We start from the raw sequence: 22033 nt of genomic DNA, 5'->3' as shown, positions 1-22033 counted from the left end.
AAATGCTAAGGCCTAAGTCGAACCCCGCCTTTCCGCTTAACTCCCGCAGCGAGCCGAAACAGATCTGGCATATTAAATCGTCCGTCTGCAGTGGTCTCGATAATCGCGAGATGATCCAGAGTCTCCAAAAGAGCGGCGTGAGTACTTGAGTCGTCTATCATATTTGATATCCGAGGGGGCGGCAAATACCTTCCGGAAGTATCTGCAGTCATTTCAATTGAAACGCTACGTATAACCTTCTGATCACGCCACCTAGAAATGACCTCTGCCTTTTCAACAGGAACAAGCATATCCTTGAGCGGTCTAAAGACGGCATCGATCCAACGATAATCTTCCCTCAACTCATTCATCCTGAGCTTTGACGCCTGACGAACACCTTCCTGAATACCAGATACATCAAGAGCAGATTGCGCGCTCTTGCTATGCTCAGCAGCAACCGCCAAGGCAAGCAAAAAACTCCGTGGAGCAGCGTACCCCTTTGCGTTCGCAAGATGATTTGGAACCCAAGTATAAGTCTTTCCCTTGGTCGCATTTGTCCCCATGTAGCTGCCCGCAATAAGGGCGAAAAAAATCTCCTGATCCCCCTCATCATCGATCAGATCAAATGGAGCTTCGCGACGATCATCACTCTCAGACAGGCCAACGCCGTACATTCTCTTACAAAATTTATCTACAAACTGAAAAGTACCGCTATTGTTAGAAAGATATTGGATCAGTAGAGCATGAAGATCCCGCCTCGTCCATGCAAGAGTTACCTCGTCATGCCGTAACTTTGATGAATCACCCACAGCCCACAGGGACGGATCGTCGGCCATGTCGGGCCGAAGGAAAAGCTTTACATTGAGCGTACGAGACGACCTCAGAAACAATCCTATCTGAAGCAACCCTCGCACCAAGCGCGATATATCCGCCCAGCTCGTAGCTACCGTATCGAGCGCATCAAAGACAAAAAGGAACTTCCGCCCACGAGCAGCCAGGAGCCGATCAGCAGCAACAAAGTCATTACGTCGGAGCGCTGCATCCTCTGCGACCCACTTCGCCCTTGCGTCCCAGGATAAATTGCGAATAGCACTTGGACCGATACCATCTGGCAAAAGCGCCAAAAGAACAGCGCGCCAAATTACCTCTGGCTCATATCCATCGTCCAAAAGCCTTTTCAGTTCACTGGCAACGGGATGCTGAGCCGAGAATTCATCGGCACCGAACCCAATTGCGACATCGACACTTGTAAGCCCTAGCCGACCGTACACGCCTGCCAACTTTCGACGCCCCTCAGGATCAACGAGAGCGGCCGTCCAGAAGCTCTTACCCGTCCCACGATCGCCTATGACGATAGGCCGAGAGGGATCTAACGCCCCTTCATGATCCCTAACTGTCAGGATTCGATCCCAGGACGGGGCGGCAGACCCGATGTCCGCTCCCATGTTCTTCAGTTCTCGCAACGCGGCCCGCGTCGGCTCAAGCGGCATAAGCGAAGCCGTCATTCTAGTTCGCGTCCTTCACCAAAGATCCCGCTTCGACCATACGCCTGATATTTGCCAAAAAGCTTCCAAACACAGGCGCGTAGCGCTCTTGACCTAAAAATTCGGCTGAGCGTCTCGGGTCGAAAGTTAAGAATGAATCGGCATTCGGAATCACCCACGGAAAGTGGGGGCCTTCATGGTCGTCTATATCAAAACTATAGGAATCCAAATCCGCCTCTTCCCCCACAGCGTCGTAGAGTGTGTCCAACCATAGTTGCCAGCAGGCAGCCTTGAACGCGGCTTGATCGCCAAGCGTATTTCCAGCCCGCCCCTGAACCATCCGAAAATTTGGCCTGATGTCCGGAGCCTCCCGCCAAGAGACCATAGACTGTCTTATTCCAGAAAGCAGAATAGAATAATCAGAAATTGTCTGCGAAGACGCCACCCCAAATAAAAGAACAGATGCCCCGAGGCCAAAAAATGATGAGGCCGAAGTCTCATGAAGTCCGGCGCGAACATCGATTAAAATTGCGTCGTAAACCCTACGCTCCAAAAGCATACGCAACATTTCTTCTATTTTATCTGTAAAACTCAAACCTACAAACTTGCCTGATCCTGAACCAGGCGTGTACGCTCGCGCAAGTTTGCTAAAATAACCGGCGGGGCGCCGAAACGTCGCATTACCAACAGCGGGGATGACATCGACAACTCCGGAGCCGGTTGTAAAGGTGCTCCCACCTATCATATCATCAATGATTGATGCTGGGTCGCTACCTGAAGCAGCGAAAGACAACCAATCTAAGACACCAAATTCGGGCTGAAAATCTTCCCGCAGCAAAATACTTCCCAACCCGGGAGCCTCTAGATCTAAATCTACAACAAGCACATTCTTACCCGAAGCAGCCAAATCTGCCGCAGAGATGGCCAGCGCCGTTGACCTTCCGACTCCCCCCTTCAAGCCATAGAAAGCGATTCTTCGGGGAGAAGATTGGAGCCCCTTTGGAGCTTGAAGCCAATCATCCCCGGCCAAACGTCTATCAAGCAACGAAAACTTATAAGCTCCATCGTCACTGACTAATACTTGCCCTCTCTCGCTCAACAACTGCTCCGAAATGCGGCTGGATCCTGACCTTATAGGTGAGCTTCCCATATCCAAAAACGACTCGATCGGGCGAAAGTCAATTTTTGACAACGTGGCCAGCTGCTCATCGTCCGCATGACGCGGAGTAATAAAGCTCAATCGCCCAAATATATCACGCACGAAACGTCCGTGCTCGATCTCAGGCCCTATTACCCGATGAACCTCTGACGCAAAAATAAAAATCGCCTCTTCGAGATCTACCCTTTGCGCAATCATGCTGCGAACCCACAAGCGGTTAGAATTTGCTCTGCCTCGGCACGCCAACTTTCGCACCTTACGCCGTCTACACTCGCGTCAGCAGCATATCGGGTATCAATAATATATTCGGCAAGCGGTGCCGGCGTGGTGGAAAGGCAAATTAAGAGAGCCCGCATGTGCCTCGTTCTTCCAGATAGTAAGATTGCATCACGAAGCGCAGGAAAGTGACAACGGAAGCCCGATCGATGGTCAATCGTGATTCCAGCACTCTCAAGAACAGCCTTTGCGGCGCACTCAGCGGCAATACCGAACAAGTGGCCGGCGGTCGCGTGGTCGCTGTGCCCAGCCAGATGGACAGCGGCTCTGTAACTACGCAAGGCACTATCCGAATAGGATTCCGTCAGTCTCCAAGCAGACGCGACCATAGGCCTCAGTCACCCCCCGTTAGTCGATAGCGACCACTTCCCTGCTAACATGCAGTGAGCCGTTGTGCAGTCAAATGGTCCTTATCCCCGCGCCCAAAACCTCCCGTACAATCCCCTCGCCCATCACCCATACGGGGCGGCCGTCCGGAGGTATGCCAGAGGCTGGGTGAGGGTCGGCGCCTGCGGGCGGGGGTTACGCCCCGCTCCCGGGAGGCTTCGGGGCACCGCCCTGGGGGCAATACGACCCCTGTGCGAGGAGCTCGCTAGATGGACGGCCCGCCAGGCGCCGCCCTGTTCACATGCCGGCGCGACCACCCGTTGAGGGGCACTGGCGCCGGCAGGAGCGGGACGACCGGCAGGCCAACCGCAGAAGCGCGGCCCGGAGACTGAAATAGCCGAAGGCGGAGCGCCACGGGGCGTGCGGATGAGGCTTCATCCGCGCCGCTTCCTGGCTCAACGGAAGCGGATGCCACTCGACGCGCCTCGCGGCGCTCCGCCAGCCCCGTATTTTGACGCGCCCGCAGGCCGGCCTGCGGGCGGGCGTTGGAGCGGGCCTTCCTTCTCCCCTCGGGGGAGAAGGTGGCGGCGCGAAGCGCTGACGGATGAGGGCCTCCATGCAGGGCGAGCGGCAAGCATCTCACCCGGTCGTACCGCCCTCATCCCCCTGCCGGGACCTTCTCCCCCGAAGGGAGAAGGCAGAGGCTTCGCATCAGCGGCCGAAGGCCCGGCGCAGGACCGCCTCGTTCTCTTCCTGCCGCTTCCTGTCCTCGTCGGCGCGCCGGGTCTCCTCCTCCAGCGCCCGCTTCTGGGCGACCTCCCGCGCGCGGCGGTCTTCGAGAGCCTTGGCACGGGCCAGTCTCGCTTGACCCTGCCCGTCCAGCTGCCAGAGCCCGGCGAGATTGGCGCCGGCAGCGGCGATGCCGGCCAGCAGGACGGCGATCTGGAGCCGCTGGAAGAGCGGGAGCGTCTGCGGATCGTCGCCCATGGCGACGACCTGCGCGGGGCGGCGGTCAGAGCCGTCGGGGACGATGCCGATCGCCTTCCCCGCCGGCCGGTCGCGGAAGGCGAGCCAGCGGCGCGTCACCGCCTGGCGCAGCTGCTGGCGATCGGCCGCGACGAGCTCGTGGTGGAGCGCGACCTGCACGGTGTCGCCATTGGGAATGAAGTTGCCGTTCCAGCCGGGGCCGCGCAGCCAGAACGATTTGACATGGAGCATGGCGTCGTAGAACCGCCGGGAGACCACGATCACGGTGACGTCGGCATGGAGCGCGCGCCGGTACATCAGCGTCGAGCCGCTGGAGAACAGCCAGACGGGATTGAACAGCCTGGTGACGATATCGGCACGCTCGACGGCCTGCACCTCGTGCCAGGGGATCAGGACCTGCCTGACCCAGCGGTGCTGAATGCCGGCCGGCGAGAGGGTGAAGACCGGCTTGCCGGGGCGGTAGCGCGCCCGCAGCGCCACCACGATGACGCCGAGGCCCAGCGCCAGCGCTAGGGCGATGAAGGCAAAGTGGCCTCGCGACGCAGGCTTGTCGTCGGCATCGGCGAGGACGAGCAGGGCGAGCCCGATGACGATCAGCAGCAGGCCGGTCGGCAGCAGCCGGGCGACGCTGGTCGTCATGCGGTATTCCAGCGTCCTGCGGAGATCCTGACCCTCGTCGTCCACGGCTGCCCCCGGCTGCGACAATGAGCGCGAGCCGCCCCATGCCGGCGGAGCAGCCCCGCCACACTGGCCGAACGCGTCGGCGCCGGCAAGGCGGGCCGGAGCGGCGGGCGCGGGGCCGCAGGAGGAGCCAGCCGCGCCCTTGCGTCGCACGGCTTTGTGAGGGTCTTGTTTACGCCTTGTTAAACCCGGCACTTTCATCCCTGCGATGCAAACAGGAGATGACCCGATGATCAGACTGGCCCCTCTGGCGGCACTCAGCCTTCTTTCGGCAACGGTTTCGGCTTTCGCCGCCCCGGCGCAGCCGCTCGGCCAGTTCAAGCAGTGGAATGCGGCGGCCTATGACAATGCGAATGGCAAGCGTTGCTATATCGTCTCCTCGCCGAGCGCCGAGACACCTGCGACGTTGCGTCATGGCGACGTGTTCTTCTTCGTTCAGACCGCGCCGAACGCGCAGGCCCGCACCGAGTCGAGCTTCCAGACCGGCTATGATTTCGCCAAGGATTCGACCGTCACCGTGACGATCGGCGACGAGACGTTCCGCATGCTGACCTCGGGCAACAATGCCTGGCTGCAGCGGCTGGAGCGCGAGGGCGAGCTGCTCGCGGCGATGAAGGCCGGCGACGAGATGGTGCTGGCGGCGCGCTCGGCCCGCGGCAACGAGACCAGCTACACCTTCTCGCTCGACGGCGTGACCGCGGCGTCGCGGCTGCTGGAGCGCTGCGGCTGACGCGCGGCTACAGGACGCCGTGGCGCTCGAAGACCGAGCGCAGACTGTTCCCGGCGAGCAGTTCCTCGCGGGTCGTATCCTCGGCCTCGATCTTGGCCAGCGCCCGCCGGATCGCCTCGGGCGCGATCGCGCGGGGCACGATGACGACGCCGTCGACGTCGCCGAAGATGAAATCGCCCGGCGCGACGCGGGCGCCGCCGAGCTCGACAGGCTCGTCGGCGGCCATCATCTCGGCCCGGCCCTTGGTGTCGAGCGGGCCGATGCCGCCATGGAAGACCGGGAAGCCGAGTTCGCGGATGCGGCGGACATCGCGCACCAGCCCATCGGTGAGGCAGCCGGCGGCGCCTCTCACCATCGAGGCGGTGGTGAGCAGTTCGCCCCAGGGCGCGATCCGTCGGTCGGCCCGTCGCAGGCGAGCACCGGGATCTCGCCGGGCTTGAGGCTGTCGATCAGGTCCATCTCGAGGGCGTAAGGGTTATGGCCCTCGGGGAGATGGTAGCGTTTCATGTAAAGCCCGGTACGGGCAAAGCCGCAGAGCACGCTGGCCTCGTCGAGCGGGCGCACGAAGGGCTTCACTGCCTGGTCGGGATGGCCGAGCTCGTCGAGCACATCGGAGAGCACCGCTGCATAGAGCCGGCCCTTCAGCTCGGCGAGATCGAGTTCCCTGGCCAGATCCGGCATGCGCGCGTCCCCTCTCCTTATTATAGAGGAAGCTTCCGGGTACGCCGGCGGCGGGTCAAGCCATCGCCGGCGCATGGCGGATCGCCGCCCGCAGCAGCAGATAGAGCAGCAGCCCGTTGAGCAGATGCCAGCCCCAGTGCAGGCCGAAGGGAACCGCACCACACAGGACGGAATCGAGCGAGCGGAAGGTCAGCGATAGAGCGAAGACGAGGCCGGCGACGGCCAGGCGCCCAGCCGTGGCAGCATCTCCGCGCCCCCTCGCCGCAAGCGCCACACCAAAGAGGCCGATGAGGAAGCCGGCATAACCGGCCGAACCGCGCACGCCGGCCGGCAGCAATGGCGCAACGCCGGAGGCAAGGCCGAAGCGGGCGCCGAGAAAGAGCAGCGCGCCGATCGCCGCCAGCAATGGCGACAGTCCGAGGAACCGGTTGAGCGCCAGCCCGAAATAGCAGAGCGCGAAAAGCTGGATCGGCACGACATCGGCCAGCAGCGTCCAGCGCTGCGGCATGGTGTGGAACAGGAAGGAGCCGACGCCGATGATCCCGACCAGTATCGTCAGCGCTTCGACCGGCCGGTCGCGACGACCCTGCCGGCGCAGCATGAGGAATGCAGCCAGTGCCGCCAGCAGGAAGGCCGCATTGCTGATCGCATTGAGCGGCTCGGCCCAGAAGGCTCCGCTCAGCCGCTCGCAATAGCCCACGCCCTGCATGCCCTGTCCCGCGCCCGCTCGAATCGTCGAATCATGCCACCGACCTCATGCCGACGCATGACACGAGCCGGCCGAACCGGGCGGAATTTTCTTCGAATCCAGCCATGGTGAATAGCGCGTTACGCAGCCCCCGGGCTTGGCAACCGATGTTGCAGCGCAAACTGCATGGCCCATCGCGCCGATTCTGCATAGATCAGCGCCATATTCCGAGCGGACGCCAGCGCGCGCCAGTGAACGCCTAAGAATTAGGCCAAATTTTCACTGTTCTGACAAAATCGTTAAGCGCTCTGCGCGGGTCTGGTGCCGTTTCCAAACGATCTCTTAATTTGTCATGCGTCATAAGCATAACAGAGCTGACGCCGCGCACCTGTGAGAGGCACCCTGATCGCTCTATATGCAGTGCACAACGAATTCATCGCTGTCGGGGCTAAGCCCCGCAAAACCAAAAGGTTATCACCATGTTCCTGACCATGATCGCTGCCAAGATTCGCGCCTATCTTCGCTATCGCGAGACCGTCCGCGAGCTGTCCCGCCTCACCGACCGTGAGCTCGACGATCTCGGCCTGTCGCGCTCGGACATCCAGTACGTCGCCCGCACCCACGCGGCCTGATTTCTGACCGCCTGGGTTAGACGAGTAGTTTCTCCTAGACTCCGCGTTCCTCCCCTCGGGGTCTGGTCGAAGAGCGAATGCCCGCTTCCGAGCGGGCATTTTGCGTTTCTGGGTCTGGATTCAGCCCAGCGCCCTTGACCTTCCGCGCTGCCGCGGACACATCGCGACCATGACAATCGCACCCATCCACGTCGTCGGCGGCGGCCTCGCCGGTTCGGAAGCCACCTGGCAGATCGCTGAGGCCGGCGTTCCGGTCGTCCTGCACGAAATGCGTCCGGTGCGCGGCACCGACGCCCACAAGACGGAAGGGCTCGCCGAACTGGTCTGCTCCAACTCCTTCCGCTCGGACGATTCGTCCTCCAACGCCGTCGGCCAACTGCATTGGGAGATGCGCCGGCTCGGCTCGCTGATCATGGCGAAGGGTGACACCCACCAGGTTCCGGCCGGCGGGGCGCTCGCGGTCGACCGCGACGGTTTCTCGCAGGCCGTCACCGCGGCACTGGAAGCCCATCCCAATGTCACGATTGAACGTGGCGAGATCGCCGGCCTGCCACCGGCCGATTGGGACAAGGTCATTGTCGCGACCGGCCCGTTGACCTCGCCGGCGCTAGCGGAGGGCATCCGCTCACTCACCGGCACGGGGGAGCTCGCCTTCTTCGACGCGATCGCACCGATCGTCCATTTCGATTCGATCGACATGGACGTCGCCTGGTTCCAGTCGCGCTATGACAAGGCGGGCCCAGGCGGCACCGGCGCCGACTACATCAACTGCCCACTCGACCGCGACCGGTACGAGGCCTTCATCGACGCGCTGCTCGCGGCGGAGAAGACCGAGTTCAAGGAGTGGGAGGGCACGCCCTATTTCGACGGCTGCCTGCCGATCGAGGTGATGGCCGAGCGCGGCCGCGAGACGCTGCGCTGGGGGCCGATGAAGCCGGTCGGCCTGACCAACAAGCACAATCCGACAGTGAAGGCCTATGCCGTCGTCCAGCTCCGCCAGGACAATGCGCTGGGCACGCTGTTCAACATGACGGGCTTCCAGACCAAGCTAAAATACGGAGAGCAGGCCGCGATCTTCCGGATGGTCCCCGGGCTGGAGAATGCCGAGTTCGCCCGGCTCGGCGGCATCCACCGCAACACCTATCTCAACTCGCCGGAACTGCTCGATCCGCAATTGCGGCTGAAGGCCGATCCGCGCCTGCGCTTCGCCGGGCAGATCACCGGCTGCGAGGGCTATGTCGAGAGCGCCGCGATCGGGCTGCTGACGGGCAGGCTCGCCGCGGCCGAGCGGCTCGGCCTGCCGCTGGAGCTGCCACCAGCGACGACGGCGCTGGGCGCGCTGGTCAACCACATCACCGGGGGTCATATCGTCACCATCGACGAAGGCCCGCGCTCCTTCCAGCCGATGAACATCAATTTCGGCCTGTTCCCGCATATCGAGGGTGTCGCGACCACGGGTCCGGACGGCAAGCGCCTGAAGGGCCCGGCCAAGAGCCTCGCCCGCAAGCAGGCGCTGACGGCGCGGGCGAAGATCGAGATGGATGGGTGGGTTGGGGCTAAGAGCGTAGAGGCGGCGGAATAACTGCCGTCATTCTCGGGCGGAGCGAAGCGCAGATCCGAGAATCTCATGACAAGAAGGCACCGATCAGAGCCTCCTTCTGCCTGAGAGGCTCGGGTCAAGCCCGAGCATGACGCGCTGCTCTGCTACGCCCGTGCCGCCCGCCACAGCGTCCATTGCCGCCGGAGCGGCGAAAGGCCGATGATGGTGCGGTAGGGATCGTAGCTGCGCCGCTCCATTTGCCTGAGATAGGGCTCGACCAACGCGACGGGGAGGAAGGCTGGCCTGATCGCTGCCGGCACGGTGGCGGAGAGGTCGTTGAGCTTGCGCAGATGGATGCGCGCCAGCGCCCGCATCTCCTTCAGCGAATAGGTCAGGCCCGGCCCGCCGCGGCCACGCACGATGTCCTCGCGGGTGACGCCGTTGCGGCCGAGCAGATCGGCCGGGAGATAAACCTGTCCGCGCGCCGCATGCCAGGGGAAGGCGCGCATCAGCCCGCAGAGCGCATAGGCGACGCCGGCATGGCCGGCGGCTGTCGCGCCGCCGGGATCGCGGCCTTGGCCCAGCACGAGGGACGCAAGCCGGATCAGCGCACTCGAGGTTTCGCCAGCATAGCCTTCGAGGTCGGAGAGCGCGGGCATAGGGTCGTCATAGAGATCGAAGACGCGCGCCTCGACCAGGCCTGAAAGCGGGGCGATCGGCAGGCGAAAGCGCCTGACGGTGTCGAGCAGAGCCTGGGCGACCGGGTGGCCCGACACGGGCGCGTCCGAACCGGCCTCGAGCACGTCGCGCCACCATTGCAGGCGGACCTCGCCCGGCAACGGCTCGCTGACCTGCTCGCGCACGCGGGCGATCTCGTGACTGAAGGCATAGAGCGCGAACAGGCCGGGCCGCAGCGCCTCGGGCGCATAAAGCGAGGCGATATAGCGGTCGGGATCGTGCTCCCGAACCAGCGCCAGGCAATGGCCATAGGCCTGGGAGAGCGGGGCCGGCGCAGTGCCGGCACGGTCCTCGGTTCTCGTGGTCATGCGCCCTCCCCGCTCCCGCCGTCACGCGGGTCGAAGCGGCGGCAGTCTAGGCTCAGGCGGCGGCCTTGGCTACGCGGGAGCGACATGGCTGGTTGGATTTGATCGCCGACTAGTCGACCGCAATCAGAGCTGCGGCAACGCGCCGCTCCTCGCCGACGAGGACGTTGTAGGTGCGTGCCGCGGCCGGCGTCGCCATCGCCTCGACGGTGATGCCGGCGGCCTTGAACGGATCACGCAGCGCGGGCGGCAGGAAGGCGATGTCATGGCCGATGCCGAGGATCAGGAAATCGATCGTTTCGGCCTCGTCGAGAACCGGCTGCAGGCTCTCCAGCGTGACCTGCGCGAAGGATGTGACCGGCCAGATCCGGATGCCGGACGGCGTCGCCAGGATCGAGCCGCGGTGGCTCATCCCGGCGAAGCGGAAGCCGCCGGCGCCGAAGGCGTCGAGCTGGTAGCGGCCGGGTACGAAGCCGTCGAAGCGACGCTCCATGACTACCTCTCGCGGTTGCCGACAAAGCGCGTTGTCCCGGGCGACCGGAGGGAGACCCGTGACCCATTCCGGAACCGCGGCTACGCCGCCCCGGCCGGGATGACCTGCGCCATATGCGAATAAACGACCGGCCCTCAGACCCGCGCCTTGGCCTCGGCCAGTTCCTCGCTCTGGTCGAGGCGGCCGGCGCGCACGTCGAGATAGAGCAGCACCGGTGTCGAGACGAACATCGCCGAATAGGTGCAGACCATCACGCCGAACAGCATGACCAATGCGAAGCCCTCGATCGCCGTGCCACCGAAGAAGACCAGCGCGATCAGCGCCAGGATCGTGGTGGTCGAGGTGATGGCGGTGCGCGACAGCGTCGAGTTGACGGACAGGTCGAGCAGCTCCGGGATCGGCATGGTCTTGTAGCGGCGCAGCAATTCGCGCGTCCGATCGAACACCACGACGGTCTCGTTGAGCGAGTAGCCGACGATGGTCAGGATCGCCGCGATCGAGGTCAGGTTGAATTCGAGCTGCGTGATCAGGAAGAAGCCCATGGTCAGCACGATGTCGTGCATGGTGCCGACGATCGCGCCGATGGCGAGCTGCATCTCGAAGCGGAACCAGAGATAGACCAGCACGCCGATGATCGCGAGCACGACGCCGAGCGTGCCGGCCTGGACCAGTTCGCCCGAGACGCGCGGACCGACGGTCTCGACGCGGCGGAACTCGTAGGCGTTGGCGAAGGCTGCCCGCGCCTTGGTCACCACCGCCTGCTGCGCGACCTCGCCGCCGGGCTGGAGCGCAAAGCGCATGGAGAGGTCACCGGCATTGCCGAACTCCTGGACCTCGACCTCGCCGAAGCCGAAGCTGTTGGCGGTCTGGCGGACCTGGGCGATGTCGGGCTTGCCGCTCTTGGCCTGCATCTCCATCAGCGTGCCGCCGCGGAAATCGATGCCGAAATTGAGGCCAACCGTCAGGAACAGCACCAGCACCAGCACCGAATAGGCAGCCGAGAACGGATAGGCGAGACGGCGCCAGTGGACGATGCGGAACTTGGTGTTGTCGGGAACGATGCGAAGCAGGCGCATGGTCTGTTATCTCCTGGCCTGCGGGATCAGAACGGAAGGGCCTTCGGCCGCGCCCAGCGATACCAGAGCGCAATCAGCATGCGCGTCAGCGTCACCGCGGTGATGACCGTGGTCAGGATGCCCAGGATGAAGACGACGGCGAAGCCGCGCACCGGGCCGGAGCCGAGCGCGAACAGCGCGACCGCGGCGATCAGCATGGTGACGTTGGAGTCGATGATCGTCGCGAAGGCGCGCGTGAAGCCCGCTTCCAGCGCCGAGACCAGCGATCTGCCGAGATGCGATTCCTCGCGCATGCGTTCGTAGATCAGCACGTTCGAATCGACCGCCGTGCCGATGGTGAGCACGATTCCGGCGATGCCAGGCAGAGTCATGGTGGCGCCCAGCAGCGACATCAGGCCGAGGATCAGGCAGACGTGCACGAGCAGCGCGATGCTGGCGATGATGCCGAACAGCCCGTAATTGCCGATCATGTAGAGGATGACCAGCACGGTCGCGATGATCGTCGCCATCTTGCCGGCCTGGATCGAGTCCTGGCCGAGGCCGGGGCCGACGGTGCGCTCCTCGACGATCGTCATCTTCGCCGGCAGGGCGCCGGCGCGCAGCAGGATGGCGAGGTTGTTGACGGCCTCGACCGTGAAGTTTCCGGAGATCTGGCCGGAGCCGCCGGTGATCGGCGACTGGATGACCGGGGCCGAGATCACCTTGTTGTCGAGCACGATGGCGAGCTGGCGGCCGAGATTCTCGGTGGTCGCCTGGCCGAAGCGCTGGGCCCCGCGGATGTTGAAGCGGAAATTGACGATCGGCTGGCTGGTGCGCTGGTCGAACGCCGGCTGGGCGTCGATCAGATCCTCGCCCTCGACGATGACCTGACGGCTGATCGGGATCGGCTGGCCGCCCTGGTCCTGCGAAGGCAGCATGTCGACATCGCCGGCATTCGCATCCGCGACCATGCGGAACTGCAGCTTGGCGGTCTCGCCGAGGATCTGCTTCAGGCGCTGCGGGTCCTGCAGACCCGGCACCTGGACCAGGATGCGGTCGAGGCCCTGGCGCTGGATGTTCGGCTCGGTGGTGCCGAGCGCGTCGACGCGGCGGCGCAGCACTTCCATCGCCTGCTCGACGGCGCGGCGGATACGCTCGTTCGCGCCGGCCTCGGTGACGCTAAGCTGGATCAGGCCGTCGGGGTTCTCGTTGACCTCGATCGACTGGTTGCCGGAGGGTCCGAAGGCGCCGAAGGTGCCGATCGGCTGGGCGAGCTCGCGCAGCTTCGGCATCAGCTTGGCGCGGTCGGCCGCGTCGGGAACCCGCAGTTGCACGCCGCGCGGGGTCAGACCGATGCCGCCCTGCAGGCCGACGCGCTCCTCGCGCAGGATGCGGCGGACGTCGTCGCGCAGCTGAGTGACCTGGCTGCGGATCAGGTCGGCGCGGTCGATCTCGAGCAGGACGTGCGAGCCGCCCTGCAGATCGAGGCCGAGCGTCATCGCATGGATCGGCAGCAGGAAGCGCGGGATCCAGGCCGGAGCGCCTTGCTCGATCGCCTTGCGGGTCTCGGGCGAGAACAGGTTCGGCACGGCGAGCCCGCAGCCGAAGACCAGCACGAGCAGAACGAGAATGACCTTGCGGGCCTGGAGACGAAGCATCTGTATGAACAGCCTTGTTGGCGGGCGCGGCGTCTAGCCGCGCCTCACGGCCTTCAGCTCTTGACCGGCTCGCCCTTGGCGCGCACGTCCGAAACCATGCCCTTGAGGATGCGCACGCGCACGCCGTCGGCGATCTCGGCCTCGAGCTCGGCGTCGTCGATCACCTTCGAGACCTTGGCGATGATGCCGCCCGAGGTGACGATCGTGTCGCCGCGGCGCACGTTCTTGATCATCTCCTGATGCGACTTCACCCGCTTCTGCTGCGGCCTGATGATCAGGAACCACATGATGATGAAGATCAGGACGAACGGAACCAGCGACATCAGCACGTCGTTGGTGCCGCCGCCTCCAAGGCCCTGGGCAAAAGCGGGGGTGATCACGGGAAGGCTCCTTCACGTCGCCGCCGATTGACGGCCGGCCGGCGCGGGGGTTGCAAAATCGCGCGGACTATAGCCAGCGATGTCATGAAATCAATCGAAAGCGACCGGTCCTGCGACCGTTCTCCCAGCTAAGCGCTCCCCGCCCTGCGCGCAATGGCCTTGCCTTCACAAGCACAGCGGAGTTATGAGCGTACCGTACCGTTCGGTACGCCATGTTAGCGGACCCGCTGCGATGACCGACACCGCCCCCGACCAGACGCTCGCCACCCTGCTGCGCATCGCCGACGCGCTGGAGCGCCTCGCACCGCCCGCCAAGCGCAAGCCCGATCTCTCGTCTGCCGACGCCTTCGTCTGGCATGCCGCCGGTCATGAACTTGCTCCGGTCGCCAAGGTGAACCGAGTCGCGCTGTCGCTGCTGCGCGGCGTCGACCGGGTGCGCGATACGCTGGCCGAGAACACCGAGCGCTTCGCCCGCGGCCTGCCGGCCAACAACGTCCTGCTCTGGGGGGCGCGCGGCATGGGCAAATCGTCGCTGGTCAAGGCGGTGCATGCCGACACCAACAAGCGACTGCCGCCTGGCGCCCTCCCCCTCAAGCTGATCGAGATCCACCGCGAGGACATCGAGAGCCTGCCGGTGCTGATGGGGCTGCTTAAGGCCGATCCGCATCCCGCCATCGTCTTCTGCGACGACCTCTCCTTCGACGGGCAGGACACCTCCTACAAGTCGCTGAAGGCGGCCCTGGACGGCGGCGTCGAGGGGCGCCCGGAGAACGTCGTGTTCTACGCGACCTCGAATCGCCGGCATCTGCTGGCGCGCGAGATGGTCGAGAACGAGCGCTCGACCTCGATCAATCCTGGTGAGGCGGTGGAAGAAAAGGTCTCGCTGTCGGACCGGTTCGGCCTCTGGCTCGGCTTCCACAAGTGCAGCCAGGACGAGTACCTTTCGATGATCGACGGCTATGTCGGCCATTTCGGCCTGACGATCGAGCCGGAGCAGTTGCGGCGCGAGGCGCTGGAATGGGCGACGACGCGCGGCTCGCGCTCCGGGCGTACGGCCTGGCAGTACATCCAGGACCTGGCGGGGCGGCTGGAAACGAAGCTGGAGGGGTGAAAGGGCGTCATTCTCGGACGGAGCGAAGTGTAGATCCGAGAACCTCATGACGAGAAAGGCGCCAACCAGAGCCCGTCCCGCCTGAGATGGTCGGGTCAAGCCCGAGCATGACGCATCTAAAAAAGAAAAACGGGGCGGCCTTTCCTGGGACCGCCCCGCCTGGTTTCGACCGGTGGGGTCTCGCAATTGCCGGTCGAAATCTGACCGGGACTAGTTGCTGCTGAGATAGGGCATCGGATCGACCGGGGTCGAACCCTTGCGCAGCTCGAAGTGCAACTGCGGCGAGTTGACGTTGCCGGACTGACCGGACTTGGCGACGACCTGGCCGCGCTTGACCGTCTCGCCACGCTTGACGTTGAGCTCGCCGTTGTGGGCGTAGGCCGAGACATAGCCGTTCGGGTGGCGGATCAGCACGAGATTGCCGTAGCCCTTGAGCTCGCTGCCGGCATAGGCGACGACGCCCCCCTCGGCCGCCTTGACCGGCGTGCCTTCGGGAACCGCGATGTTGATGCCCTCATTGCCGCCCTTGCCGGCATAGCCGGTGATGACGCGGCCACGGGCCGGCCAGCGGAACTCGGCGCCGGACGAAGCGGGTTCCTCGGCCTTGGGCAGGCTCGCTGTGGTCTGCGGCTCGGCGGCCTTCGGCTCAGGAGCGACCACCTTCGGCTGCACGGTGACCTTGTCGGCCGGCGCGCTGGCGACCACCGGAGCGGCAGTCTTCGGCTTGGCCGGCTGAGCGACAGGAGCCGGGGCCGGCGCCGGCAGCGCCGCCGTCTTGGTCTCGTTGCCGGCTTTTGCGGCGGCCTTGGCCTTGGCCTCGGCGGCGAAGCGGGCACGGGCCTCGCCCATGCGCTTGGCATCGGCGGCGGCCTTGTCCTTGGCTTCGGCGGCAGCCTGCGCTTTCGCCTGGGCAGCCTGTGCCCGGGCATCGACGGCCGCGACCTTCGGGGCAGCCGCGGACACGGCCGGCGCGGAGGCTATCGGACGCGACACCGGCGGCGGAGCAGAGCGCGGTTGCTCGAAACGGTTATCGCTCGGCGCCGGCTGGCGCGCGGCGGTCTGCGAGCCGCCGCCATTGTAGACGGGGACGACGATGCGCGAACCCGGCGTGACTTCGCCGCGGAGGCCATTGGCCTGCATCAGCGCCGAACGCGGCACGCCGTAGCGACCCGCGATCACGTCGAGCGTTTCGCCATGGGCGACGACGATCGGGGTGCCGCCCTGGGGGCTCCAGCCGGCGGCCGAACCCGGCGCGCTCGGAGCGGGAGCGGATTGCGGCGCGGGACGAGCGGCGACCGAAGCGGTCGGCGGCGCCAGAGGCTGGCTGCGCACGCTCGGATTGCCGGCGGCGGAGGCCGTCTCATAGGACGGGCTCGGACCGCTGCGACCGATCGAGCCTGTTGTGGCCGGATCGCGCTGGGGGGCCGGGGCCTGAGCGGTCTTGAAGGGATTGCCGAAAGGCGCCTCGGTGAAGCGCATGGCCTCCGAGGAGCAGGCGCCCAGGCCGGCCGCAAGGGCGCAGACCGACACGGCGCGAACCACGGATTTCGACACGGCCAGCTCGACTTGCTTACGCATGGACTCTGCACTCGCGAACGACGCAACTCTACGGTCCGCATTAAAGAGCCGGTTAGGTTAAGAAGGCGTTTCGCTACTGACAGGTCAGGTGAATTTTCGAAGGCAGCCGCAATCTCCCTGACGGTGGCGCGCAGTGGTCCAGCGGGTAGAGGCGAATGGGGTCCCCGCGGGATCCCCTCTCCCGGATGGGAGAGGGGTAGGGGTGAGGGACCGCCGCGAATTGTTGAAACTCAGCGGCGCCGTTGCGCCTTCTGCGGATAGGGCGGGCCCTCATCCCTGCCCTTCTCCCACACGGGAGAAGGGTTCCCCGCGAATGCCACTTAGGCCAACATCTGCTCGAACATCCCGGGGCACTCGGATCAAGCCCCAGCATAACGGCGGGAAAAATCGCCTACAGCGCCTGCGACAGCCCCGGCGCCAGCGGCGGGATTCGCATGATCGCGCCGAGCGCGTGATCGAAGCCGTCCTCGCTGCGGGTGACGACGACGAGCCGCCCTGCCCCCTCGACGCGTAGCGCGCCGACGAGGCGCCCGCCGATCTCCAGCCGGGCAAGCAGCGCCTCCGGCACCGTCTGCATCACGCCGTTGACCAGGATGCGCTCGAAGCGACCGAGCGTACGATCGGGCTGCAAGCCGTCGGCATGGCGCAGCTCGACCAGCTGCGCGAAGCCACCGCCCGTGAGGCGCTCATGCGCGGCGAGTGCGAGCGTGCGGTAGCGCTCCAGCGAAACCACCTTGCCGCCCATGGCCGCGAGCAGCGCCGCGACATAACCCGAGCCGGATCCGACCTCGAGCACCCGGCAATCGGGCTTCATCTCGAGCGCGCCAACCAGCGCCGCGACCGTGTGCGGCGCCGTCATGGTCTGGCCGCAAGGGAGCGGCACCGAGACGTCCTGGCGGGCGAGATCGGCGAAGCGCGAGGGCGCGAAATGCTCGCGCGGCACGCGCTCCATCGCCCGGAGCAAGGCGAGGTCGCGCACGCCGCGCGCGCGCAGCGACAACAGGAAAGCGACCGTTCGCTCGCTCTCGCTGCTGGCGCCCTCGTCGGTCATTCCTACCGCCCTCAGGCGAAGAGCTGTGCGAAGCGCGTCATCGTCGGCTCATGCGTCAGGTCGAGCTCGAGCGGCGTCACCGAGATCTTCTTCTCGGCGAGGGCGCGCAGGTCGGTGCCGTTGGCCGGCTCGTGCTTCCCGCGCTGGAAGGCGATCCAGTAATAGGGATTGCCGCGCCCGTCGCGCCGCGGCTCCAGCCGCATCAGCTCCTGGTCTCGCCGGCCCTGCGCCGTCACCGCCACGCCAGCGACCTCGGCCGGGGGCACGTTCGGGAAGTTGAGGTTGAACAGGATCCCATCGGGAATCCCCTCCTCCAGCAGCCGGCGGATGATGCCGGGCGCATGCTGCAGAGCGCAGTCCCAGATGATTTGGGTGCGGTCGCCCGCCATATAGGCCTGGCTCACCGCGATAGAGGGAATGCCGAGCAGCGTGCCTTCCATTGCGGCGGCGATGGTGCCGGAATAGGTCACGTCCTCGGCGACGTTCTGGCCGCGATTGACGCCGGAGAGCACGAGATCGGGCTTGATCTCGGCCATGACCGAGCGCACCGCCATGATCACGCAATCGGTCGGCGTGCCCTGGACGGCGAAGCGCTTCTCCTCGATCTGGCGCAGGCGCAGCGGGTTCGACAGCGAGAGCGAATGCGCCACGCCCGACTGGTCGGTCTCGGGCGCGACTACCCAGACGTCATCGGAGAGCTGGGCCGCGATCTGCTCGAGGACGGCGAGGCCCTCGGCATGGATGCCGTCGTCATTGGTCACCAGGATGCGCATGGGATCAGGCCGCCTTCTCGATGCGGGTGACCCCGCGCATATAGGGAACCAGCACGTCCGGCACGGTGATCGAGCCGTCGGCGTTCTGGTAGTTTTCCATCACCGCGATCAAGGCGCGGCCGACCGCCGTGCCCGAGCCGTTGAGGGTGTGGACGAAGAACGGGCCCTTGCCGTCCTTGGTCCTGTAGCGGGCATTCATGCGACGCGCCTGGAAATCGCCGCAGACCGAGCAGGACGAGATCTCGCGATAGGTCTTCTGGCCGGGCAGCCAGACCTCGATGTCGTAGGTCTTCTGCGAGGCGAAGCCCATGTCGCCGGTGCACAGCGTCATGACGCGATAGTGCAGGTCGAGCTTCTTCAGCACGTTCTCGGCGCAAGACAGCATGCGCTCATGCTCTTCGCGGGATTTTTCCGGCGCGGTGATCGAGACGAGCTCGACCTTCTCGAACTGGTGCTGGCGCAGCATGCCGCGCGTATCGCGCCCGGCCGAGCCGGCCTCCGCCCGGAAGCAGGGCGTGAGCGCGGTGAAACGGCGCGGCAGCTCCTCCTCGGAGAGGATCGATTCGCGCACGAGGTTGGTCAGCGGGACCTCGGCGGTCGGGATGAGCCAAAACCCGCGCGCCTTATCGATTTCATCCTGCAGAAGATCACGTGCGCCATATAAGTTATCGCGTACTACCGCCTGAATGCGTTCGACGGCACTATCTTTTAACTCAGGGCGCTCCGCTTGCACCCGGTCCATCGCTTCAGCCAAACGCCGTTGGACTACGTCGCTAAAAAGGGTCTCGACGGCAGCTGCGCCAGCTGTGATGGCGAACTGGTCATCCCGAAACTTCGGCAGCTGCGCCGTGCCGAACATGGCATCATCCCGCACCATCAGAGGCGGGTTGACCTCGGTATAGCCATGCTCCTCGACATGGGTGTCGAGCATGAACTGGCCGATAGCGCGGTTGAGGCGCGCGATCTGACGGTCGAGCACGACGAAGCGCGAACCGGAGAGCTTGGCGGCCGTCTCGAAATCCATCTGGCCGAGCGCCTCGCCGAGCTCGTAATGCTCCTTCGGCTGGTTGACGCCGACGAGGCGCTTGCCAGTCTCGTCCGGCTTCGTGCCATGGGCATGCAGCAGCACGTTGCCGTGCTCGTCTGCGCCGTCAGGCACCTCGTCGAGCGGCGTGTTCGGAATCGCGGCGAGCTGGGCGCTCAGCGCCTCGACTGCGGCCTTCTCCTCGGCTTCCAGCGCCGGCACCTGCTCCTTCAGCGCGGCGACCTCGGCCTTGAGCTGTTCGGCCAAAACGAGGTCCTTCTGGCCCATCGCCTTGCCGATCTCCTTGGAGAGGGCGTTGCGACGCTCCTGCGCGGCCTGTGCCTTGCTGATCGCGGCCCGGCGCTGGTCGTCGAGCGCCAGCAGCGACGACGACAGTTTCTCAAGCCCGCGCCGCTGCAAGCCCCGATCGAACGCCTCAGCGTTCTCGCGAATCCATCTGATGTCGTACATCGCTCAAGCCGATCCGTTGTGGAATCGGCTGATCCTCTAGAGCATGCCGCGCCGGCACGGAAGCGCTGCGTCGCCGTGGGCGGGTGCGGGCGAGACAGAGACAGGTTTGCGCGGGATCCCCTCTCCCGGATGGGAGAGGGGTAGGGGTGAGGGACTGCCGTCAATTGTCTGAACACAACGGAGCAGCAGCGCCCTTTACGGTTAGGGCAGGCCCTCATCCCTGCTCTTCTCCCACAGGGGAGAAGGGTTCCCCGCGCCTTACCTGTTACCGGGCCTTCAGTAAGGCGGCTCCTGATGGACGAGCTTGCCGTCGATCAGCAGGCGCTTGATCGCCGCCTGTCCGGAGCTCGACACGGCCGCGACGATTTCGAGCCGCTTGCGCTCGGTCGTCTCGATGGCGCGGCCGGTGCCTTCGGGCACAAAATAGCTTTCGAGGCCGTAGGTAACGCGGATGGCGCGGCGGCCGGCATTGCAATCGGGGTCGCCGTCGGCATTGGTGACGCAGGCGCCGGCCGAGGCGACCTTGCCCACGATCACGGTCTCGCCGGCGCCGGCAGCCGGGCGGGCGAGATAAACGCCTTTCGCCTCGGCGAGCCCATCGGCCCCGGGCGCGACGCGGACGAAGACCGTCTGGTTGCGTTCGAAGCTCTTGTCGCCGTCGAGCCTGGAGAGATCGAGCGTGCTGATCTTGTAGCCGAGGATGACGTAATCGCCGCGAAACAGGTCACGCGGATCGACCGGGGCCGTCGCGAGCCTGATCTCGGTGCCGGAGCGCAGGATGCCGGCGCGCGACTCGACCATGGCGAGGATCAGCGCGCAAAGCAGGACAATGGCGGCGAGCCCGCGCCAGAGCGGCGAGACGCGGCCGGTAAAGGCATCGGCGGACGGCAGGCGGATCACGGCGCAGCCTCCACCGGCTTGCTGAATTTGGCGAGGAGCCGGCGCATCCCGCTGGCGATCGCGATAAGGGTCGCGCCGCCGATCAGGAAGAACAGCGACTGATCGAGCAAGGTGCCGATGGTCTGCCAGAGCAGAGTCACGATCGCGATGGCGAACAGCAGCGAGCCGGCGATGCTGAGCCGGCGCACGCCGCCACCCGCACCGGCGACGACGAGGCCTATCGCGATCGAGAGAATCAATGCCGCCACGACGATCTTGCCAGCCATGCTGACCGCGCCGCCGCTCCAGAACAGCACCGGTACCAGCAGCGACATGACGAGCGCCGCCGCCAGCGGCCAGGCGAAGCGGCGCTCGCGCGCCAGCAGGCCAAAACCGATCACCGCCGGCAGCGCCAGCGCATAGGCGACATGGTTCAGCGAATGCGCCGTTCCCGCCTTCGCCTCGCTCGGATCGAGAATGCGGATCAACTCGACATTGAGCGACAGGATCAGCCCGATCAGCCCCCAGGGCAGGAAGGCGGTGAGCAGGCCCGGCCCGCCCCGGTCGAGCGCCAGCGCGCCGAGCGCAACGAACAACGCGGAGACGGCGAGCCCATAGGCGAGCAGGCCGTAGTCGAAGCGCAGGAAGGCCGGCTGGCCCGGCAGCGTCGCGAACCAGCCGAGCAACGCCAGCGCCGCGACATGATGGACGAGGCGGTTGTGCCGGGTCGCGGCCAGCCAGAGCGCCGGCAGGAAGGGCAGCCAGAACAGCAGGTGCGCCCTGCTCCCGCCCTCGTCCCAGCGACCGCCGGCCCAGCAGCCGATCCCGACGATGGCGATGACGAGCGCCCCGTTCGAGCGCAGCAAAAAGGCGACGATCAGCGCGCCGAGCGCGACCAGCAGCGCCCCGCCCGGCCAGTCGGTCGGCAGATGATACATCTGGCCGACGAGCGCGACGCCGGCGGCGAAGATCAGCGTGCCGCAGGTCGCGGCGGCGTCGGCGCCGCCTGTCGAACCGCGACTCTCCAGCCGGGCCGAGATGCCGAGCGCGCCGGCGAGGCCGAGCAGGATCATGACGAGCTTGGCGATGCGGGGGATCTCGTCCCAGTTCGCCGCGACGAAGGCGGAAACGCTGGAGGCGATCAGCAGGCCGCCGAACAGGCCGATCAGGGCCGGCAGCTTGAAGCCGCCGCCCTCCTGCGCCAGCGAACGGCGGATGGTCGCGGCGCTTTCGGGACTGACCAGCCCCTCTCCCACCCAGCGACCCAGATCGGCTTCGAGCCGTTTGCGATAGGAACCCGTCAGCATGCGCGCTTATTTGGCACGGGCTGACGGGTTTTGGCGAGATGGCCTG

General features: G+C 65.3%; 21 protein-coding genes. 4 read left to right on the top strand and 17 right to left on the bottom strand.

Annotated elements, in window-relative coordinates:
- Positions 1-5: 5 nt before the first annotated feature.
- The 3 genes from CXY91_RS29955 to CXY91_RS00715 form a co-directional block, all read right to left on the bottom strand.
- Positions 6-1484, bottom strand: a complete 1479-nt coding sequence (locus tag CXY91_RS29955) for a hypothetical protein (protein WP_158673210.1) — start codon at positions 1482-1484, stop codon at positions 6-8.
- Between the two features lies 1 nt (position 1485).
- Entirely contained in the window at positions 1486-2820 is a 1335-nt protein-coding gene (locus CXY91_RS00720) for a ParA family protein (protein WP_100958903.1), read from the bottom strand.
- Between the two features lie 1116 nt (positions 2821-3936).
- Positions 3937-4851, bottom strand: a complete 915-nt coding sequence (locus CXY91_RS00715; RefSeq protein ID WP_100958902.1) for a cell envelope integrity TolA family protein — start codon at positions 4849-4851, stop codon at positions 3937-3939.
- A gap of 271 nt (positions 4852-5122) precedes the next feature.
- Between CXY91_RS00715 and CXY91_RS00710 the strand changes: the two genes are divergently transcribed.
- Positions 5123-5623 carry an invasion associated locus B family protein gene (locus CXY91_RS00710; protein WP_100958901.1) on the top strand — a complete coding sequence of 167 codons (501 nt, stop codon included), beginning with the start codon at positions 5123-5125 and terminating at the stop codon, positions 5621-5623.
- Between the two features lie 7 nt (positions 5624-5630).
- Here CXY91_RS00710 and CXY91_RS30760 read toward each other — a convergent pair whose 3' ends face one another.
- The 3 genes from CXY91_RS30760 to CXY91_RS00700 are packed head-to-tail and all read right to left on the bottom strand — an operon-like array spanning position 5631 to position 7013.
- Positions 5631-5978: an RraA family protein gene (locus tag CXY91_RS30760; protein WP_248307297.1), complete on the bottom strand. Its 348-nt coding sequence runs from the start codon at positions 5976-5978 to the stop codon at positions 5631-5633.
- Positions 5972-6304 (bottom strand): RraA family protein, encoded by a 333-nt coding sequence (locus tag CXY91_RS30755; RefSeq protein ID WP_248307296.1) that lies wholly within the window; start codon positions 6302-6304, stop codon positions 5972-5974. Before CXY91_RS30755 ends, CXY91_RS30760 begins: the two co-directional genes overlap by 7 nt.
- A gap of 55 nt (positions 6305-6359) precedes the next feature.
- Positions 6360-7013: a ceramidase domain-containing protein gene (locus tag CXY91_RS00700; RefSeq protein ID WP_100958900.1), complete on the bottom strand. Its 654-nt coding sequence runs from the start codon at positions 7011-7013 to the stop codon at positions 6360-6362.
- A 458-nt stretch (positions 7014-7471) separates the two neighbouring features.
- Between CXY91_RS00700 and CXY91_RS00695 the strand changes: the two genes are divergently transcribed.
- Together CXY91_RS00695 and trmFO are read left to right on the top strand one after the other, a co-directional pair.
- Entirely contained in the window at positions 7472-7624 is a 153-nt protein-coding gene (locus CXY91_RS00695) for a DUF1127 domain-containing protein (protein ID WP_091829925.1), read from the top strand.
- Between the two features lie 169 nt (positions 7625-7793).
- Positions 7794-9206 (top strand): methylenetetrahydrofolate--tRNA-(uracil(54)-C(5))-methyltransferase (FADH(2)-oxidizing) TrmFO, encoded by a 1413-nt coding sequence (trmFO, locus tag CXY91_RS00690; RefSeq protein ID WP_100958899.1) that lies wholly within the window; start codon positions 7794-7796, stop codon positions 9204-9206.
- Between the two features lie 122 nt (positions 9207-9328).
- On the opposite strand, the gene CXY91_RS00685 is transcribed toward trmFO, so the two are convergent.
- From CXY91_RS00685 to yajC, 5 genes are all read right to left on the bottom strand, one after another.
- Complete coding sequence (locus tag CXY91_RS00685; protein ID WP_091829929.1) at positions 9329-10210, bottom strand: phytoene/squalene synthase family protein; 882 nt, start codon at positions 10208-10210, stop codon at positions 9329-9331.
- A gap of 109 nt (positions 10211-10319) precedes the next feature.
- Positions 10320-10700: an Mth938-like domain-containing protein gene (locus CXY91_RS00680; protein WP_091829931.1), complete on the bottom strand. Its 381-nt coding sequence runs from the start codon at positions 10698-10700 to the stop codon at positions 10320-10322.
- Between the two features lie 134 nt (positions 10701-10834).
- On the bottom strand, positions 10835-11776 hold the full coding sequence (secF, locus tag CXY91_RS00675; RefSeq protein WP_100958898.1) for a protein translocase subunit SecF: 942 nt from the start codon (positions 11774-11776) through the stop codon (positions 10835-10837).
- Between the two features lie 26 nt (positions 11777-11802).
- The gene (gene secD / locus CXY91_RS00670) at positions 11803-13413 is read right to left on the bottom strand and encodes a protein translocase subunit SecD (RefSeq protein ID WP_091829935.1); all 1611 of its coding nucleotides are present in this window, start codon (positions 13411-13413) and stop codon (positions 11803-11805) included.
- A 53-nt stretch (positions 13414-13466) separates the two neighbouring features.
- Positions 13467-13736 (bottom strand): preprotein translocase subunit YajC, encoded by a 270-nt coding sequence (gene yajC, locus CXY91_RS00665; RefSeq protein WP_091830596.1) that lies wholly within the window; start codon positions 13734-13736, stop codon positions 13467-13469.
- Between the two features lie 289 nt (positions 13737-14025).
- On the opposite strand from yajC, the gene CXY91_RS00660 reads away from it, so the two are divergent.
- Positions 14026-14904 carry an ATP-binding protein gene (locus CXY91_RS00660; RefSeq protein WP_100958897.1) on the top strand — a complete coding sequence of 293 codons (879 nt, stop codon included), beginning with the start codon at positions 14026-14028 and terminating at the stop codon, positions 14902-14904.
- 210 nt (positions 14905-15114) lie between these two features.
- Here the strand turns inward: CXY91_RS00660 and CXY91_RS00655 are convergent, their stop codons facing one another.
- The 6 genes from CXY91_RS00655 to CXY91_RS00630 form a co-directional block, all read right to left on the bottom strand.
- Positions 15115-16482: a LysM peptidoglycan-binding domain-containing M23 family metallopeptidase gene (locus CXY91_RS00655; protein WP_100958896.1), complete on the bottom strand. Its 1368-nt coding sequence runs from the start codon at positions 16480-16482 to the stop codon at positions 15115-15117.
- Between the two features lie 391 nt (positions 16483-16873).
- On the bottom strand, positions 16874-17533 hold the full coding sequence (locus CXY91_RS00650) for a protein-L-isoaspartate O-methyltransferase family protein (protein WP_091829941.1): 660 nt from the start codon (positions 17531-17533) through the stop codon (positions 16874-16876).
- A gap of 11 nt (positions 17534-17544) precedes the next feature.
- Entirely contained in the window at positions 17545-18306 is a 762-nt protein-coding gene (gene surE / locus CXY91_RS00645; protein ID WP_100958895.1) for a 5'/3'-nucleotidase SurE, read from the bottom strand.
- A 4-nt stretch (positions 18307-18310) separates the two neighbouring features.
- Positions 18311-19801, bottom strand: a complete 1491-nt coding sequence (gene serS, locus CXY91_RS00640) for a serine--tRNA ligase (RefSeq protein ID WP_100958894.1) — start codon at positions 19799-19801, stop codon at positions 18311-18313.
- A gap of 276 nt (positions 19802-20077) precedes the next feature.
- Positions 20078-20701 carry a GDYXXLXY domain-containing protein gene (locus CXY91_RS00635; protein WP_100958893.1) on the bottom strand — a complete coding sequence of 208 codons (624 nt, stop codon included), beginning with the start codon at positions 20699-20701 and terminating at the stop codon, positions 20078-20080.
- The gene (locus tag CXY91_RS00630) at positions 20698-21987 is read right to left on the bottom strand and encodes a DUF2157 domain-containing protein (RefSeq protein WP_100958892.1); all 1290 of its coding nucleotides are present in this window, start codon (positions 21985-21987) and stop codon (positions 20698-20700) included. Before CXY91_RS00630 ends, CXY91_RS00635 begins: the two co-directional genes overlap by 4 nt.
- Positions 21988-22033 lie beyond the last annotated feature (46 nt).

This window comes from Allobosea sp. FBZP-16 (genome assembly GCF_002831785.1).
In the GTDB taxonomy this organism is placed as follows: Bacteria; Pseudomonadota; Alphaproteobacteria; order Rhizobiales; family Beijerinckiaceae; genus Allobosea; species Allobosea lupini.
This window is presented reverse-complemented; position numbering and strand designations above follow the sequence as displayed.

Coding starts and splice junctions, on each gene's coding strand:
- CXY91_RS29955 (WP_158673210.1), bottom strand. CDS start 1,484: ATGACGGCTTCGCTTATGCCGCTTGAGCCGACGCGGGCCGCGTTGCGA.
- CXY91_RS00720 (WP_100958903.1), bottom strand. CDS start 2,820: ATGATTGCGCAAAGGGTAGATCTCGAAGAGGCGATTTTTATTTTTGCG.
- CXY91_RS00715 (WP_100958902.1), bottom strand. CDS start 4,851: ATGACGACCAGCGTCGCCCGGCTGCTGCCGACCGGCCTGCTGCTGATC.
- CXY91_RS00710 (WP_100958901.1), top strand. CDS start 5,123: ATGATCAGACTGGCCCCTCTGGCGGCACTCAGCCTTCTTTCGGCAACG.
- CXY91_RS30760 (WP_248307297.1), bottom strand. CDS start 5,978: ATGGTGAGAGGCGCCGCCGGCTGCCTCACCGATGGGCTGGTGCGCGAT.
- CXY91_RS30755 (WP_248307296.1), bottom strand. CDS start 6,304: ATGCCGGATCTGGCCAGGGAACTCGATCTCGCCGAGCTGAAGGGCCGG.
- CXY91_RS00700 (WP_100958900.1), bottom strand. CDS start 7,013: ATGCAGGGCGTGGGCTATTGCGAGCGGCTGAGCGGAGCCTTCTGGGCC.
- CXY91_RS00695 (WP_091829925.1), top strand. CDS start 7,472: ATGTTCCTGACCATGATCGCTGCCAAGATTCGCGCCTATCTTCGCTAT.
- trmFO (WP_100958899.1), top strand. CDS start 7,794: ATGACAATCGCACCCATCCACGTCGTCGGCGGCGGCCTCGCCGGTTCG.
- CXY91_RS00685 (WP_091829929.1), bottom strand. CDS start 10,210: ATGACCACGAGAACCGAGGACCGTGCCGGCACTGCGCCGGCCCCGCTC.
- CXY91_RS00680 (WP_091829931.1), bottom strand. CDS start 10,700: ATGGAGCGTCGCTTCGACGGCTTCGTACCCGGCCGCTACCAGCTCGAC.
- secF (WP_100958898.1), bottom strand. CDS start 11,776: ATGCGCCTGCTTCGCATCGTTCCCGACAACACCAAGTTCCGCATCGTC.
- secD (WP_091829935.1), bottom strand. CDS start 13,413: ATGCTTCGTCTCCAGGCCCGCAAGGTCATTCTCGTTCTGCTCGTGCTG.
- yajC (WP_091830596.1), bottom strand. CDS start 13,736: ATGTCGCTGGTTCCGTTCGTCCTGATCTTCATCATCATGTGGTTCCTG.
- CXY91_RS00660 (WP_100958897.1), top strand. CDS start 14,026: ATGACCGACACCGCCCCCGACCAGACGCTCGCCACCCTGCTGCGCATC.
- CXY91_RS00655 (WP_100958896.1), bottom strand. CDS start 16,482: ATGCGTAAGCAAGTCGAGCTGGCCGTGTCGAAATCCGTGGTTCGCGCC.
- CXY91_RS00650 (WP_091829941.1), bottom strand. CDS start 17,533: ATGACCGACGAGGGCGCCAGCAGCGAGAGCGAGCGAACGGTCGCTTTC.
- surE (WP_100958895.1), bottom strand. CDS start 18,306: ATGCGCATCCTGGTGACCAATGACGACGGCATCCATGCCGAGGGCCTC.
- serS (WP_100958894.1), bottom strand. CDS start 19,801: ATGTACGACATCAGATGGATTCGCGAGAACGCTGAGGCGTTCGATCGG.
- CXY91_RS00630 (WP_100958892.1), bottom strand. CDS start 21,987: ATGCTGACGGGTTCCTATCGCAAACGGCTCGAAGCCGATCTGGGTCGC.